The 16,743-nt window shown below is 47.1% G+C and carries 16 protein-coding genes; 6 read left to right on the top strand and 10 right to left on the bottom strand.

Features of this window, described 5'->3' with window-relative positions; genetic code table 11:
• From KNQ08_RS05325 to KNQ08_RS05315, 3 genes are read right to left on the bottom strand one after another with little or no spacing between them, the layout of a single operon-like run.
• The gene (locus tag KNQ08_RS05325; RefSeq protein WP_214770233.1) at window positions 1-1,254 is read right to left on the bottom strand and encodes a hypothetical protein; all 1,254 of its coding nucleotides are present in this window, start codon (window positions 1,252-1,254) and stop codon (window positions 1-3) included.
• Window positions 1,255-1,284: 30 nt separating this feature from the next.
• The gene (locus KNQ08_RS05320; RefSeq protein WP_214770230.1) at window positions 1,285-2,541 is read right to left on the bottom strand and encodes a hypothetical protein; all 1,257 of its coding nucleotides are present in this window, start codon (window positions 2,539-2,541) and stop codon (window positions 1,285-1,287) included.
• Window positions 2,513-3,214, bottom strand: coding sequence for a hypothetical protein (locus KNQ08_RS05315; RefSeq protein ID WP_214770227.1), 702 nt, complete (start codon window positions 3,212-3,214; stop codon window positions 2,513-2,515). The genes KNQ08_RS05320 and KNQ08_RS05315 overlap by 29 nt, the downstream gene beginning before the upstream one ends.
• A 152-nt stretch (window positions 3,215-3,366) precedes the next feature.
• Here KNQ08_RS05315 and KNQ08_RS16960 point away from each other — a divergent pair, with 152 nt between their 5' ends.
• Window positions 3,367-3,489, top strand: coding sequence for a hypothetical protein (locus KNQ08_RS16960; protein ID WP_285800976.1), 123 nt, complete (start codon window positions 3,367-3,369; stop codon window positions 3,487-3,489).
• Window positions 3,490-3,690: 201 nt separating this feature from the next.
• On the opposite strand, the gene KNQ08_RS05310 is transcribed toward KNQ08_RS16960, so the two are convergent.
• The 6 genes from KNQ08_RS05310 to KNQ08_RS05285 are packed head-to-tail and all read right to left on the bottom strand — an operon-like array spanning window position 3,691 to window position 11,493.
• Window positions 3,691-4,218, bottom strand: a complete 528-nt coding sequence (locus KNQ08_RS05310; protein WP_214770225.1) for an HAD-IIIA family hydrolase — start codon at window positions 4,216-4,218, stop codon at window positions 3,691-3,693.
• Window positions 4,219-4,235: 17 nt separating this feature from the next.
• On the bottom strand, window positions 4,236-6,854 hold the full coding sequence (locus KNQ08_RS05305) for an ABC transporter permease (protein WP_214804992.1): 2,619 nt from the start codon (window positions 6,852-6,854) through the stop codon (window positions 4,236-4,238).
• A 14-nt stretch (window positions 6,855-6,868) separates the two neighbouring features.
• A complete protein-coding gene (locus KNQ08_RS05300; RefSeq protein ID WP_214723299.1) occupies window positions 6,869-7,285 on the bottom strand; it encodes an NUDIX hydrolase in 417 nt (138 codons plus the stop codon).
• Window positions 7,286-7,337: 52 nt separating this feature from the next.
• Window positions 7,338-9,983 carry an ABC transporter permease gene (locus tag KNQ08_RS05295; RefSeq protein WP_214804989.1) on the bottom strand — a complete coding sequence of 882 codons (2,646 nt, stop codon included), beginning with the start codon at window positions 9,981-9,983 and terminating at the stop codon, window positions 7,338-7,340.
• Between the two features lie 19 nt (window positions 9,984-10,002).
• Entirely contained in the window at window positions 10,003-10,770 is a 768-nt protein-coding gene (locus tag KNQ08_RS05290; RefSeq protein ID WP_214770218.1) for a hypothetical protein, read from the bottom strand.
• Between the two features lie 27 nt (window positions 10,771-10,797).
• Complete coding sequence (locus tag KNQ08_RS05285) at window positions 10,798-11,493, bottom strand: ABC transporter ATP-binding protein (RefSeq protein WP_023468400.1); 696 nt, start codon at window positions 11,491-11,493, stop codon at window positions 10,798-10,800.
• Between the two features lie 168 nt (window positions 11,494-11,661).
• On the opposite strand from KNQ08_RS05285, the gene KNQ08_RS05280 reads away from it, so the two are divergent.
• Genes KNQ08_RS05280 through KNQ08_RS05260 form a run of 5 tightly spaced genes read left to right on the top strand, consistent with a single transcriptional unit; the run spans window position 11,662 to window position 16,336 of the window.
• Window positions 11,662-12,519 carry an efflux RND transporter periplasmic adaptor subunit gene (locus KNQ08_RS05280; protein ID WP_214804988.1) on the top strand — a complete coding sequence of 286 codons (858 nt, stop codon included), beginning with the start codon at window positions 11,662-11,664 and terminating at the stop codon, window positions 12,517-12,519.
• Complete coding sequence (locus KNQ08_RS05275) at window positions 12,519-13,196, top strand: ABC transporter ATP-binding protein (protein WP_133207334.1); 678 nt, start codon at window positions 12,519-12,521, stop codon at window positions 13,194-13,196. The genes KNQ08_RS05280 and KNQ08_RS05275 overlap by 1 nt, the downstream gene beginning before the upstream one ends.
• Entirely contained in the window at window positions 13,193-14,338 is a 1,146-nt protein-coding gene (locus KNQ08_RS05270; RefSeq protein ID WP_149427415.1) for an ABC transporter permease, read from the top strand. Before KNQ08_RS05275 ends, KNQ08_RS05270 begins: the two co-directional genes overlap by 4 nt.
• 16 nt (window positions 14,339-14,354) lie before the next feature.
• Window positions 14,355-15,026, top strand: coding sequence for a response regulator transcription factor (locus tag KNQ08_RS05265; protein WP_149427414.1), 672 nt, complete (start codon window positions 14,355-14,357; stop codon window positions 15,024-15,026).
• Window positions 15,023-16,336, top strand: coding sequence for a HAMP domain-containing sensor histidine kinase (locus tag KNQ08_RS05260; protein ID WP_214804986.1), 1,314 nt, complete (start codon window positions 15,023-15,025; stop codon window positions 16,334-16,336). Before KNQ08_RS05265 ends, KNQ08_RS05260 begins: the two co-directional genes overlap by 4 nt.
• A 90-nt stretch (window positions 16,337-16,426) precedes the next feature.
• Here KNQ08_RS05260 and KNQ08_RS05255 read toward each other — a convergent pair whose 3' ends face one another.
• Entirely contained in the window at window positions 16,427-16,741 is a 315-nt protein-coding gene (locus KNQ08_RS05255; RefSeq protein ID WP_214804984.1) for a hypothetical protein, read from the bottom strand.
• Between the last annotated feature and the right edge of the window lie 2 nt (window positions 16,742-16,743).

The raw sequence follows: 16,743 nt of genomic DNA, 5'->3' as shown, positions 1-16,743 counted from the left end.
CTATAAGTCGCGTAATAAGACGACTTCGTTCGTTGCTGATAAGTAAGCGTGGTTCGAGTCAAGCAAACCACAGAGAACATAGTGGTCAAGTGCCCGGTCGAAGACATAATACGGTTTCAATGTCAGGTAAGGCATGAGTGCGTGACGTATGACTTTTTCCGGAACGCTATCAGGCAATCCTTGTGTCGAGTCATTATAGAGATCAATAAATGCTTCGTTATCAACGATTAGGCTGACTTCGTAAGTATCTTCCATCAGGAGAATCGTCAAACGACGTTTGTAAGCGAGATTTATATCGTCACGAGTCCGGCGTACTACTACGTTAATGAATGGGAAATCCCGATTGATTTCTTGAATCGTCCACGCTCCGGACTCCTCCGGATACTCGGCAGCGATGAGGTCTACAGCAATCGACTGACAGGTTTCCAGCATCTCGTCAGTCAACGGTCGGTAATCCGGATGTGGCGTTTGAGCTTCGGCATCGCGTGCCGTGACGGTGTCTCGCCGCTTAATCAATTTGCGCGTATAGGAGAACGTGGACGGTTTTTCCCATGTTACGATCTCGTTCATGGCAACGGACGAAGTTTCGGGATTACTTAGAGGATACGTGCGCAAGCCGTCTTGAGAAACAAAGATTTCTTCAATTGCATATGCTAGTTTGTGTTGGTGTTCGTTAGGAACTGAAAAACTCCGGAACTGTTGCGAGATGATGGGAGCCGTTTGTTCAAGGGATAATGTGAACAGTTCAGTCAGATACTTGTTACTCAGCGCGGGGGTTCCATAGACACTGAAAGAATCGAGCGCTCCTTCATTCGTTAGCTCAAGCGATATGAACAGACCGGGGAAGAGGCGAATCCCGTGATGACAGTTGACATACTGATACAGGGAATCTTGATGCGTAAGGAACATGAACTGCTTCTCGAACGTCATTCCTAATTCTTGCTCAAGCCATGCAATCCGAATGTCTAAATCACGTAAATCCTCTGGAAGAGAATGAATCGTGACAGTGCCATTTTTGTGGATCGAAGTCGTTCGTTTTGTAGCCGTATCGACTTGGATCTCTATCGTACCGTCTGGATAATTCTCATCTTCAGACCAAGGACCGTGATTGATGGGGAACCAACACGTCTCAAGCGAATATTGCGTTTCACCATGAATTTTTTCACGGCGATAGAAGGTCTCATGTAAGACATAATCGTTCAGTTGATATTTGTCTTGGATATGGGAGATTAAATCTTTCGTTAATGGATGCAACTCGTTCACTCCTTCGTATCTAACTTCACTTTATAGATCACGTAATAAAACGATCTCATTTGTTGCTGGTAAGTAGGCATGGTTCGAGTCAAGCAAACCACAAAGAACGTAGTGACCTTTTGAGACATCGAACACATAACGCGGCGTGAGCAAAAGGTACGGACGTAATGCATTGAAAATGATATCTTGCTGATCATCTTCGAGCTTCGGTGGAGTAACGGATGCGAGCGCGGTATGGAGTTCCTGATCGTCGGTCAAGCTAATCCAGTCAAGCGTCTTTTCATCAAGGAGAATCGTGATGCGTCTTTGCTGATCAACATAGGACGTCGGATTCGCGCGAGATAATTTGACAGCAAGGTTGGGGTGTTGCCGGTAGATATGACGAATCATCCATTGTCCGGATTCACTGGGGTAGACGTTTTGGACGATTTCTTGAATCGCGTTTCGACAGGCGTTCACCGTCTCTTGCTGGATCGGACGAAAATCAGGATGTTCGGTCTGCATGATCGCATCCTCTGCTGTCACGCTTGCTGCTGATTGGAAAGGATGGCGTTTGAGAATTGAAGTTGACGGATTTGCCCACGTTAAGATGTCATTTCGATCAAATGATGACGTGAAATCCAGTTTACTAGGCACAAGGATAGATCCTTCTTGCGTCACGATAGTCTCGACGACAGTATGCGCGTATTGATGTCCTGGTTTTGTATAGGAGAACCACTTTATTTGTTGTTTAGCTAGCGAGTCGATGTCCTCGAGCGTTAAAGCGAAAGGTTCCTGTTTCACATGATGATCACTCGGATGAGGACCGTATAGGAACAACTCATCGAGTTGACCATTTTCCGTTAACGTTAAGTGAATGAAACAACCGGGAGACAGCCGAATCCCTTCGTGACAACTCATATAACTGAAAAAAGTGTCGTTTTCTTCTTCGAGCATGAAATGCGTACCATGGATCATATCGGTCTCTGATTCGATCCAAGCGATCCGAGTGGTTGGATCACGTAAATCGTCAGGCACGGAATGAATCGAGTTCAGACCGTGTAAGGATAACGTCGTCGTTCGTTTCGTAACAGGGTCAATTGTAATCTGCACGGTTCCTTCAGGAAGCATCGTGCCATCCTCTTCCTCGATAACCGATGCACCTCGCGGAATCCAAAACGTTTCAAAAGAGTAAACGGTTTGGTAGTTCAGTTTGTGTCGAGCGTAGGACGATTCATAGAGTACATAATCGGTTAACTGATATTTCTCGAGCATGTATTTAGTTAGTTGTTTTGTTAGGGCATGCAAGCTGTTCACTCCTTTTTTGTATGTCCTCCGTGTCGTCAATCAAGGTTGGAATAACGAAGTCGGGTAAGGTATTAAACAGGCGATCGGCCGTCTCAAAAAACGGTTGATTCGAGACAACATTCACGACATCTGCATCGTAGCTGAACGCAAAGATAGACATGTTTTCCTGCATGGAGACGATGACCGTTTTTTCTGGTCTTTCGGAGTAGTAGTGCGTTCGGTATTCAATCAGGAAGACATTTGGTTTGGTCGACCAGATGACAAGATCATTCCAACTCGCGTGGGAATGTAAGTAAGAATACAGGTGTTGAAAATCGGTAACATGCTTCAGTTCAGCGACGATGAAACGTTTGTCCGCAAGTGGTGTTAAATCATTATATGTAATTGAACAAAAGCGACATAACGCTTCAAACTCTTCTTCGTCATAACGATTCACCTCTACACAGACGAATAGTGGGAAAGCTTGTAATCGATGAAACCACTGCTCAAGAAATGAACTTTCAAACGAGGAGGATTCATCGTCTGGATTCGTAAAGATGCTAAAAGCTGACGAGTAGTCTTGTTCGATGACGAAGCGCAAATTATCAGGGTCTGAAAAATCATTTGGAATCAATTGAAGATCATCATCGTAATAATAAGGCATGTACTCAAATGTTAATTGCAACATATTCACCTCTGTTTCGTACGTTCAGTGTAACGTGAATCCCTTCATAATGAAGGGGGATTGAAAATTATTACATAATTGTAAGGGTTCAAAAAATAGTGAATGCATTATTATAGTAGAATAAATATAAAAGAACCATCGAAATATAGGAGGAAACAAAAGTGTCAGAATTTAATCTAGCTATGAACGTGTTATTCGGAAGTGTCCATCTCATCCTCATGGCGATGGCTGTTCCATCGATCATCTACGCGCTTTATCTATTACGAAAAATTGCTAATAAATGATTGCAGGGATTTATTGGTAATAAAAAGAAGGTAGTTAAAGTACCTATGCATTATTTAAAGGAGGCGATGACATGTCATTTTGGACATGGTTTGCAATCTTATTTGTGATAGCGGTTAGTGTCTACGCATCTTCTCAACCAAAACGTTCGAAGAAATAACAAAGGCGTGACTTCCATTGTGGAAGCGCGCCTTTTTGTTTGTTCAGTTTTGCGTATCGAGCCAAGCGATCGCGTCCGTTAAGTCGTCGGCAATATAGTCGACGTTTGCTTGTTCCACCCGGTCAGCGTAATCACGAATGGAGCTCTCTCCGGCACCGGTTCGGACTAAGATTTTGATACACCCGGCGTGCGCAGCTGCCACCATATCACTCCACCGGTCCCCGATGACGACACATTGATCGAGTCGGAGATCGTGTTTTGCTTGTGCTTGCCTTAATAATTCAGGTGATGGTTTGCGACAAGTGCAGCAATCTTCCGCTGCATGCGGACAAATCAGCATATCATCAAAGCCGAAGCTCAGTAATTCTGTCCGAAAATCCTCTTCACGGGCAAATCCTTTTGAGATACCAGGTTGATTCGTGAACGCAATCAGTAAAATCCCTTGATTACGTAAGCGTTCGATTAGTGAAGGAATATATGGAAATAACGCAAACGTTCCAGGGTAGTGGACGGTAGCATCTCCACCAATCGTTCCGTCTCGGTCAAGAAATATTGCCTGAATAGAATTCATGTGTACAACTCCTTAGTTTACGAAGCATCTTTTAGTTCTTGATACGGTTGGACACGTGCTGCCAGTTGAGCTGGGATGAAGGCGGCGATGACACCGAACAAAATCGGTAAGGCAAGCGATACGCCAACCAATAATGGTTCATTCCATGGAACGAGGTCATACAAGACATAAATCGTCGAATAGGCAACGATCAGTCCAATGATGCCGGAAATTAAACCGACGAGGAAGCCTTCAAGGACGATCAACTGACGGATCGCTCTGTTCGTCCAGCCGAGCGCTTTTAAGACGGCGAGTGAGGCGCGGCGATCGGTGACGTTTTGCCACATAATTTCACCCGTCGTCAAAATAGCGATTGTGATTGCAACGCCCATCGTCACGTAATGCATCGGACCGACTTGCAAGGCAACGAATTGTCCGAGCCATGATGTATAAAGCACTCCTTGTAAATGGAACGTTACGAATAAGAAGAACGTCAGCAGAGCCGTTGGAAGAGCGATTGAGAGAACGGACAGGCTATTACGCTTCCATTTCCCGATCAGTTCCTTTAGCGCCAATGTCACGGTCGAACGAAGCTTTAGTCCGACACGAGCCGCCTTTGCATACTCGCCTGTTTTGATCGCTTCGTACGGCGAGATCCGGCGAATCGTCCACGCCGACCAAGTGGCGCCGGCGAGGTAGATAACGAGACTAAACAGCGCGATCCAGAGGAGGCTCCAGCCGTTCATCGCTTCATTACGGACATACGAGAAGATGCCTTCGACAATCAAGGCGATCGTCGAGACGAATCCAGCGAGGATCGCCGCCTCGATCAAAACGATTTTGTAGAGATCCTTCGTCCGCCAGCCGAGTGCGAGTAAAACAGCGAATTCTTTCCGGCGGGCGAGCATTGAGACGTAGCTCGTCGCGAGGACATAGACGATGGCGACGGCAAGCATCGCGAAGATGACACCGGAGAACCCGACGCTCTTCTCGCGGAAGATTGTCATCGCAGCACCGATGTGGATCCAAGGTTGTTCAATCCAACCGAGCGTCTTCCCGTCATCGATCACCTTCGTGACGACCGGTTGAGGAGAGGAACCTTTGGTGATCGTAGCGATGAGACCGGTTTCTCGCTCGATTTGTTGCTTCACGTCTTGGAGTAATTGTTCGGACTTCTCACCCATCTGTTTGGCACCACTGATTTTTAAACGGATGGACGAAATGGATTGTTTTCCGTTGATCAGTTGAGCGGCGTTTAAGGTCGTTAAAATATTCGGTGAACCCGTCAATAGGTCAACCGGGTTATTCGATGAATTGATGGTAGGTGACGGATTGATCGGCTTTCCTGTTGCATCAAGGACCAGATTAGCGGTCGCCGGGCGATACGTTTCTAACGGTAGTTCATTCAACGGATCTTTGGATACTGTGATTTTTTTCGGGTCAAACAATCCGATGACATCAAAGTCGACGGTTGGAGTAAGTTCAGATACTTCTTTCGTGTCTGTATCTTTGACTTTCATCTTGCTGAACTGGACGGGACGGTATCCTTTTGAGGGGAGGATGGGAATATCAAAAAGCGATTGATCAGTTTGAAGCGTCTCGCTGTTCAACGAGTAGGCTTGACTCCATCGCTTCGGAAACGGGCTATCGGTTGCAGTATAGTTTAAAGCTCCCGTCCGGTAGAGTAGCTGTCCAGATGAGGTGACTTCAAGTTCTTTTCGTTTCACGGAATCTGGTTTTGCTAAAGCATTGAACAACAGTGAATCTAGACGTTTTGCGGAAATACGTTTCGTTTCGAGTGTTTTACTTTTAATCGTTACTAAATAATCCTGTAGTTCTGATTGCTGTTGGAGGCGGTCGATCGTCTCCGTCTGTTGTTGTTCCGTTTTAAATGGTAAATCAAGCCGTTCGATTTTAAAGTCGGTATATCCCGCATCTGAAGTATTCGGATTGATGAGGATCGGTAACGTAAAACCGTTAACGACATTAGATGTCGGATTTGCTTGGTCCGTCTCTTCGAAATAACGGGATGTGGGACTTTTCTTGACGCTTTTATCGAGACCGACGAGGCGTGCTTCTTGTTCCGGGTCGATTGCGACAATCATCGCCATCTTCGAAGGGTTGATATCCTCGACGAAGAAGTTATCGAGGTTTGGGATGCGTAATTCAGAAGAGACGTCACTCTTGATGGCATGGATGTTGGTCGTGAAGAGCTTCTCCTTCTTCAATCCGGAATCACTGTACTCCGTGCGAGAAATGCGATAGAACCCAGGGGCTTTCGGAGCTGTCATCTGATCTTTGATGGTTAGACCGATATTGGCATATCCTATCACCGCTACTGGCGCGGCAATGTCCACATCCTCGATCTGTTTGATTTTTTCATACTGTGCGAAAGAAATACCACCTGTAATACTGTTTAAGTAGTTGGGCTCCAGCAAATCATTCGACTCCGTCGACATCTGACTGCCTTTCGGTCGAACGACGATATCATACGCGGACGACCATTTCTTTTGTAACGTCTGCTCGACCGTACCCTGACTTGAATCGGTCAAGTTGAACATCAGACTGAGTCCAGCGCTGATGATGAGCGCACCGACGAGCGTCAAAATGAATTTTCCACGTTGCCGGCGCCACTGGTTTAAGACAAAATGAAACATCGTCATTCCTCCTTTTATGGAGTAAAAGCTACGAAAAACGGATGAGACTGTTCATCTAAGATATGTATGATTCGTTCGCTGAAGTTCGACCACGTTACGCGTCGTAACACTTCTTCGAGCGGGAAAAAACCGACTGCTAAACTTTCGCTGCTCGTCTGCGGTTGACCACCAATCGCTTTTGCAAGCCAACAGGTCGCACAGACATTCGCCTCGAGATTTTGATAGATGCCGCAAAATTTCACGATTTCAATCTCAATTCCAGACTCTTCTTTGACTTCGCGAATGATACCGTCAGCTGCACTTTCCCCAGGCTCGACGATGCCACCCGGAAACTCCCAACCGCGATCTGGTCCTTGGATCAAAAGAATCTCGTTTTGGTCATTCAAGACGACCGCTCCAGCTGATAACGAATAAATCGATGTCGGTAACATAGACTTCCTCCTGTGAAGAGAGGGACAACGCCTGTTGCCCCTCCGCCAAATATTAAGATGCATCTTTCAGTTCTTGATACGGTTGAACACGTGCTGCCAGTTGTGCTGGGATGAAGGCTGCAATGACACCGAACAGAATCGGTAGGGCGAGCGATACGCCAATCAATAACGGCTCATTCCAGGGAACAAGATCGTATAAAACGTAAATCGTCGAGTAGGCGACAATCATCCCAATGACTCCGGAGATGAGACCGACGAGGAAACCTTCAAGGACAATCAATTGACGGATCGCACCGTTCGTCCAGCCGAGTGCTTTTAGGACGGCGAGTGAGGCGCGGCGATCGGTGACGTTTTGCCACATGATCTCTCCCGTCGTCAAAATAGCGATCGTGATGGCAACACCCATCGTCACGTAATGCATCGGACCGACTTGCAGGGCAACGAACTGACCGAGCCACGAAGTGTAAAGAACACCCTGTAAATGGAACGTCACGAACAGGAAAAAGGTCAAGAGAGCTGTCGGTAAAGCAATCGAGAGGACCGACAAACTGTTTCGTTTCCATTTCCCGATCAGTTCCTTTAGTGCGAGTGTCGCGGTCGAACGAAGTTTCAGTCCGACGCGAGCTGCTTTCGCGTATTCGCCGGTTTTGATCGCTTCATAAGGTGATATGCGACGGATCGTCCACGCCGACCAGGTCGCGCCAGCCAGGTAAATGACGAGACTGAACAGCGCGATCCAAAGTTGGCTCCAACCGTTCATCGCTTCATTACGGACATATGAGAAGATTCCTTCGACAATCAAGGCAACCGTAGAGACGAATCCGGCGAGGATTGAAGCCTCGATCAAGACAATTTTATAGAGATCCTTCGTCCGCCAGCCGAGTGCGAGTAAAACAGCGAATTCTTTTCTGCGCGCGAGCATCGAAACATAACTCGTCGCGAGGACATAAACGATGGCGACGGCGAGCATCGCGAAGATGACGCCTGAAAAACCGACACTCGTCTCGCGGAAGATCGTCATCGCAGCACCGATATGAACCCATGGTTGTTCGATCCAACCGAGTGTTTTGCCTTGTTCGACGACTTTCGTGACGACCGGTTGTGGGGAAGAACCCTTAGTGATCGTAGCGACAAGACCAGGATCTCTCTCGATGGTTGCTTTGATTTGTTGTAAGAGCTGATCTGACTTTTCGCTGAGTGTTTCGCCACCTTTAATTTTTAGACGAATCGATGAGATCGATTTGTTGCCTCGATATTGCTGTGCACTGTCTAGAGTCGTCAACATATTCGGTGAGTTAGTCAGTAATCCGACTGGGTCGCCTGAAGTATTGATAGATTTAGCTGGATTGATTGGTTTTCTGTTTGCATCTAAGACCAGATCAGCTGAAGAAGGGCGATATGTTTCCATCGGTAACTCATTAAGTGGATCTTTTGATACACGAATTTTGTTAGGATCATAAAGTCCAATGACATTCATTGAAAAGCCGGGAGAATAATAAATATCATTTCCGCTACCCATAGTGTCTTTTACTTTTTTTTCTAACGAATGCGTGGAACGATATCCGGTTTTAGGTAAAGCGTTCGTATCCTTTAAAAATGGATTCGTGACTTGAATTTTCTGACTCTCAACTTGGTAGGCATTTGACCAACGCGCGGCAAACGGACTTTTTTCAGATTGGTACGTTAGCGGTCCAGTCGTGATTTCGAGTTGTAAGTAATCAGAAATCGTTGCATCATCTAATCGTGATGATTGAGTATTTTTGGTTGGAGTATTCGTTAAAGTGCTAAAAAATTTTTGCTCAACATCTTTTGAAGAAATCTTAAATTTTTTGATTGTTTTACCTGGAATCTCATTCAGCATCTCAAACGCAGGTGTAAAATCCTTTGGAATCTTTGAATAAAATGTATCTTGTTGTTTTTGTGTATCGAATGGAACATCTAGTCGTTCGATTGAATACTGAAAAGTCCCTTGATTAAATGAATTTGGATTTAAAAGAATCGGAATGGTATTTGGATTTGCTTTTTCGGTAGCTTTATCATTTTTAGTAAAATAGCGACTATTTCCTTTTGAAGGAATGATGCTACGGTCAAGAGCCACTAACTTGGCTTCAGCTTCAGGATCAATTGCTACAAGCAAGCTGAATGTCCGAGGATAGATGATTCGCGACGTGGACTTAGTTGTAAAGACTCCTGGTATATCAGCAACACGTGCGTTTTGATTGCCATTGACACTATAAACGGCTTCGTCGCTTAGGATTTTTTCCCCGAAACCGTTAGGTGATGTCAGCGTTTCTCTCAAACGGTAAAAGCCAGGTTTATCGGGAACGTCCCATTGCTCATCAACGCGTAAGCCAAGTTTGACATAACCCATCACGGCGACGGGTGCAGCAATTGCAATGTCCTGCATTTTCTTGATGGTTTCGTATTGTTTGAAGGAAATTCCACCATCAATCCCATTTAAATAGTTCGGTTCAAGTAAATCATTCGACTCACTTGCAAGCTGACTTCCTTTCGGTCGCACGACGATGTCATAGGCAGACGACCATTTTTTTTGTAATGTTTGTTCAACCGTCCCTTGACTCGAATCGGTCAAGTTGAACATCAAACTGAGTCCGGCACTGATGATGAGGGCACCGATGAGCGTCAGAATGAATTTCCCTCGCTGCCGGCGCCAGTGATTGATGACGAAACGAAGCATATGTAGTCTCCTTTGCTTGTTATTGGGAGAGCTGCGTCTTTAAATAACACGCAAGATCTTGTTCGAAATGGTGAATCGCTTGTGCATCGAGTGCTTCTACTTCTGCTTGCGCCGCGTAGCGGGTGACGAAGTAAGGGGAGAGTGGCGTCACCAGATGAATGCGCTCCGTCCAGTCTGTCAACGATTCATGGCTTCGCCGCTTGAGGGCACGTGGTAAGCGTTGATTAAAATCAAATAGCATCAGGCGCAATGATTCTTCAGGCGGAGTAAGCATCGATTGAAGGTTTGTTTGTTGGACATAACTTTCAGGAGATGGTTGGACCCAATGGTTTGCTTCACTTTCAGATTCTCGTGATTGTGATGAACGTCGCCGCCGACGAAGAATCCGGTATGCTACGAAAGCAACGAGTACAAGTACAGCGGTGAAGAATAGAATGTTGTTGGAGGATGTGCCTTCTACAACATTCAAAATAGAAAATGGAGGAAGATCCTTTACTTTTCGACCGCGTGGTGTGCCTCCCGTATTTTTACTTTTTTCATCGGACGTTCCCAGATAGACGCCGTCTTCTTTTTCATCAATTTTGTCATCGAAATTACAACTGTTTTTTGTGAAGAATAAATTGGATAAGTCGTTATGATTACATCCCCGCACGATCGTCGTCTCCTGTTCCGAGAAGTCCGCATTCTGAAACGCTTCATACGCGGACTGCGTCGATACCGACAGCAACAGAAAAACGACAATTGAGCCGATGAAGCTCGTGATTAATTTGGCACGAAACGTGTGCAACGCGAGACACCTCCTCATTAACAATACTTAGACACTTTGCACCGTACGCTTCCGGCGATCTTCAACGATTCGTCCATCCTGCATGAAGAGAATCCGGTCAGCACGTTCGGCGAGTTCTAGGTCATGTGTGACAAATAAAACGCCACATTTGGCTTCACGATGCAGCTCTAGTAACAGCTCGAAGATTGCGTCACCGGTCACGGAATCGAGATTACCGGTCGGCTCGTCCGCGAGAATCCATTGCGGATGGTGAAGCAAGGCACGGGCGATCGCGACCCGTTGTTGTTGTCCACCGGATAATTGAGCCGGTAAAGCATTCCGTTTATCGTCGAGTCCAACCCGTTCGAGCAACTCGAGAATCCGCTCCTCTTGATTAAAGGATGTCTTTTGCTTTAACAAGGCGACCTTTAAGTTCTCAGATACCGTCAGTGCCGGTAATAAGTGAAACTGCTGGAAGATGAATCCGATCTCTTGCGAGCGAAATTGCGATAACCGTTTGTTCTTCCAAGACGTGATGTCCTGTCCGTCATAAAGAATCTGACCGGACGTCGGGCGATCGAGTGAACCAAGGAGACTCAGGAACGTTGATTTTCCAGACCCGGATGGACCGACGAGTGCCGTCACCTCACTTTGCGAAAACTGACCGTTTAGTTGATGCAAGACGTCGGTCCGGACACCGCTTCGTTCGAATGTATGCGAAATATCTTGAAAGGTAATATCCATATGACCACTCCTTTTACATAATTTGGTTATGTTCAGTGTATTATTTTTAGAAAATTTTGTCTATTGCGTTTTTATTTCTGACCCAACCACTTTTTTTACATTTGTTCATAGTTGGTTCATAACTTCTCCTTATGATCGGATTAACACCAATCAAGGGAGGCATTTAACATGAAACGAACACGCAAGAAATGGTTATGGATCAGTGGAGGGGTCATCCTGGTACTCCTATTAATCGGTTCCACGCTCTTTTTAGGACGAGGAGAAGCACAAGGAACGAAGGAGGTCGTCGAGTCGAAGACATTAAAAACATTCTTCTACTTTTCAGGCACGCTTGAAGCGAAAGATCGACAGACGGTCATCAGTGATCGTGATGTCCGCGTCACCGACGTTCGCTTTGAAGAAGGGGATACCGTCAAATCAGGTCAAACGATCATCAGCGTCGAAGGAGGAGAAGATGTAAAGGCACCTCGCTCCGGACAACTCGTTCGTCTTGACGTCGCGGAAGGCGAAGCCTATGCCCCGAATACCGTCCTCTTCGTTGTTGCAGACAACAAAGAGTTGATCGCTCGTCTGAAAATTGATGAACAAGATATCGAACGGATTGAAGTTGAAGATGCGATTGAACTACAGACGGATGCATCTGATAAAACCATCAACGGGAAGGTCGAATCGATTAGTCCGGAAGCTGTGACGGAAAATGGAAGTACGTATTTCAATGCAAAGGTATCGATACCGAGCTCGTCAAACTGGTTACCCGGCATGACGGTCGAGGGACGTTTACCATATCAACTCGCACAAGATGTACCTGTCTTATCGCTCGATGTCATTTCGTATTCGAAGTCGGATCGTCCGTATGTGTATGTGAAAAAAGACGGGGAAACGACTCGTCAATACATCGAGACGGGCGTGACGGACGGACAGGATATTGAAATCAAGTACGGATTGTCCGCCGGAGACGAAGTCTTCCTGCCGAGTGAAGACGGTGGTTCCGGTCTTCTTCCGACCCCACCAGGAGGTGCGTCCTGATGCCGGTCGTTGACTTGCAAGAAATCCAAAAATCTTACGGCGAAGGAACCAATCGTCACATCGTCCTCGATCGAGTATCGCTGACGATCGAGGCTGGTGAATATGTGACGATCCTCGGACCTTCGGGTTCAGGAAAATCAACGCTGATGAACATCATCGGATGCCTCGATGTCGCTTCAAACGGCGTCTATCGCTTGCAGGAGCAGCTCGTCCACGATCTATCCGAGGATCAGCTAGCGACGATCCGCAATGAAGAAATTGGCTTCATCTTTCAACAGTTCCAGTTGCTACCGCGCATGAGCGTCTTACAAAACGTCGAATTACCGCTCATCTATGCCGGCGTCTCGCGCAAAGAGCGCCGCGCACGATCGCTTGAGCTCCTGGAACGTGTCGGATTAACAGATAAAGCCGATGCCTTACCAAGTCAACTGTCCGGTGGTCAACAACAACGGGTTGCGATTGCCCGGGCGCTCGTGACGCGACCGACGATCTTACTCGCTGATGAGCCGACCGGAGCGCTCGATCAAAAGACAGGGAAACAAATCATGGAGTTGTTCGAGAGCCTCTCAGAGGAAGGGAAGACGATCATCATGATCACACACGATGTCAATATTGCTAAGCAAGCCCGCCGGATCATCCGGATCGAAGATGGTCAGGTGACGGAGGTGACGACATGATTCGCGAAACGTTACGGATGGCATGGTCGAATATCTGGCATCATAAGATGCGGTCGTTCTTGACGACGCTTGGTGTCATCATCGGTGTCGCATCGATCATCGCCTTAATTTCGATTGTCAACGGCGCGACGGCCTCAATCAACGAAGAGGTCGCGTCGTTCGGTGCCAATAAATTAACGGTCCAAACGACAGAGACGCCGTTGAAAGAAGGATTATCACCTGCACAACTGGAAGAGTTAAACACGATTAAAGGAACACGCGGTGTCTCACCGACCGTTTCGACGGTCCGGGACGTCCGTGTCGAAAATCACACGCTCGACCAAGTGACGATCGAAGGACGAAACCACATCTATTACCGGGAATCAGAAGATGTCCCGCAAGGACGTGGTATCGTCATCAGTGATGTGAAACAACAGACGCATGTCGCCGTCGTCAGTCCGTCCGTCGCCCGAACGCTCTATCCGGGTCAGGTCGCGATCGGTAAGACAATCAAGCTCGATGGACTCGATTACCGGATCGTCGGTGTCAGTGACGCGGATGGCGATCAAATCGTCATTCCCTATACGACAGCCCTGCGGACGCTTGGGGTGACAGCCGTTAAGCAAGTGGATGTCTTCAAGACGGACGCGGCAGACGTCGCGACCGTCAAACGGGATGTCTCGGCAAAGCTGTATCAATTCTATAACGGACGCGACGATACGTATGACGTCGTCAGCTTGGATGAAGCACTCGATTCGATTGACCAAATCAATACGATGCTCTCGCTCCTGTTGACGGGTATTGCGTCGATTTCCTTGATCGTCGGCGGAATCGGTATCATGAACATGATGCTCGTCTCGGTCACAGAACGGACGACGGAGATTGGTTTGCGAAAAGCACTCGGTGCGAAACCACGTACGATCCGCCTACAGTTCCTCTTGGAATCGATCTTGCTGTCCTTGATGGGTGGAGTGATCGGGATTCTTGTCGGAGCGATGCTCGCATTTGGCGTCAGTTTGATGATTAGTACACCGTTTACACTCTCCGTGAGCACGATTCTGCTTGCCGCCGGATTTTCGATCGGTGTCGGCGTCTTGTTCGGTTACATGCCAGCGCGAAAGGCGTCCCGTTTGAATCCGATCGAAGCCTTACGAAATGTTTAAGTGAAGGAGGAGGACGATGGTAACGATCTTGATTGCCGAAGATGACCGGAATGTCCGTCTACTATTAGGTGAGACACTCCGGTCCGCCGGCTTTACGGTGATTGAAGCGAGAGACGGAAAAGACGCCCTCGATCAACTCGATCAGAAACACGTCGACCTCGTCGTGACGGATGTGATGATGCCGCACGTCTCAGGAATCGAACTGGTTGAGCTGCTACGTGAATCCGGGTACGAACAACCTGTCTTGATGTTGACAGTGCTGGATTCCTTTCAGGATAAGGAAGCCGGATTCACGACCGGTGCCGATGATTATATGGTCAAGCCAGTTGATTTGGACGAGCTCTTACTGCGGATCCGAGCGCTGTTACGCCGTTCAAAGATCGTAGCAGCACAAGAATTAATCGTTAATTCCCTGCAACTACGGATGACGGACGCGACGGTCGTAACGCCTCGTGGTGAGATACCGTTGCCACAGAAGGAGTTTCAACTGCTCTATCGCTTGTTGGCACATCCGAAGCAGATTTTTACACGTCAGCAGTTGATGGACGAGATTTGGGGATATGATGTCGAGACCGACAGTCGGACGGTCGATGTCCATGTCAAGCGGTTGCGTGACAAGTTCAGCACTTATGATGATTTTACGATCGAGACGGTCTGGGGACTCGGTTATAAAGGAGTGATCCAGTGAAGCGCTTCATCCGTTCGATCTCCGGTCGCTTTTTCGTCATCCTATTCGGTTTGTTGTTACTTCCACTGCTGTTACCTTTCATCATGACGGTCTGGTTCCAGTTCCAAGAAATCGATCAAGATCTGAATAATCAATTGCAACAACGAACGGATCAGATTGAACGATTGATGCAAGACCAAAACCTGTCGTTCGCTGAAGCGAGTCAATACATGGATCAGTCTTTGATTCAAACGACACAATACACGTCGCTCAATCAAGTACAGTCATTATCGGCGTCAGAACGTAACCAGTTACAGCAAAAGGGTGAGATCACGATCGATGGAACATGGATCGAACCGTCGCGATATATCCGTCAGATGGAGACAGGATATCTCGTTTCGACACCGATTGCCGGGCAACGGATCCTTGACGGATTACGAGCTTCAGCTGGGATCGGTATCGCAATCACGATCGGCGTCGCCTTCATCCTGACCTGGCTTGCCGTCACGCTCGTGACACGACGGATTCGTCGCATCAGTGAAGCGGCGATTGAAGTGACGAACGGGAACTATGATGTCTCGATCACGGAAGGCGGAAATGATGAGGTCGCGCTCCTCGTTGAAAACTTCAACCACATGACCGAAGCACTGCGACGAAACGACCATCTTGCAAAGGATCTTGTCGCCTCGATCTCGCATGAGCTGAAGACACCGATTGCTTCGATTCAAGGATTTTCTAGGTTGTTACAGACAGAAGAAAATCCGGATAAACGGCAGCAGTACTTGACGATCATGGAGCAAGAGAGCACCCGTCTATCACGCTTGACGTCGAATCTGGTCCGCTTGTCGCGGCTTGATCATCAGACGATCATCGAGCGGAAACGGTATCGCCTCGACGAACAACTTCGGACGAGTCTTTTGTTACTGGAACGACAGTGGACAGAGAAATCACTTCGACTGGAGCTTGATTTACCAGAAGTGTCCGTCGAGTGGGAAGAGGAACTGATGCAGCACGTCTGGCTCAATCTGCTGGAGAACGCGATTCGTTATTCGCCAGAATTGGGAGTGTTAGAAGTGACTTTGCATGAAGGAAAGAACATTCGTATCACGATTCGCGATGAAGGACCAGGAATCGCGGAACAGGACTTACCGTACGTGTTCGATCGCTTTTATCAGGGCGAACAGTCACGAGCGAATGAAGGACATGGTCTTGGTTTATCAATCGTTAAACGAATCATCGATTTACATGATGGTGAGTTGACGATTAAGAATCATCCAGATCAAGGAGCAATCGTGACCGTTATGTTGATGGCGCACGAGACGCGAGAATGATGACAGACAAAAGGAGCGTGAACTTACACGGTTTTATCGTGAAGTGTGACGCTCCTTTTCATTTGCTTAAGTCATCGATTTGAATTCAGCTTAGCTTTCTAGCTTGATATGAATCCTGCGTAATTGTTTTTGTAATATCATTCTTTCCAAAGGTTCACCTTCGTCTTGATCAGGTGTAAAGGCATAATCACTAAAGATTTTAGCACCGTCCTTGAGCCAGTTCGATCGATACAAGTCGTGTGCTTCACTTCTCGATAAGAAGATACTGTCCTCGATTTCGACATCATCGTCTACTCCAAACTGAAAGCCGCAACAAGAACAAAGTTCGAACGAAGCGTCACCATTTTCATAATAAGCAATGTCGTCCATTTGGTCATATCCACAGACGGGACATGTGTATTTCATGA

Origin of the sequence: Exiguobacterium sp. s46 (assembly GCF_018618875.1) — a bacterium.
Lineage (GTDB): Bacteria > Bacillota > Bacilli > Exiguobacteriales > Exiguobacteriaceae > Exiguobacterium_A > Exiguobacterium_A abrahamii.
Note: the sequence above shows the minus strand (reverse complement) of the source record. Positions and strands in the feature narration are given on the sequence as shown.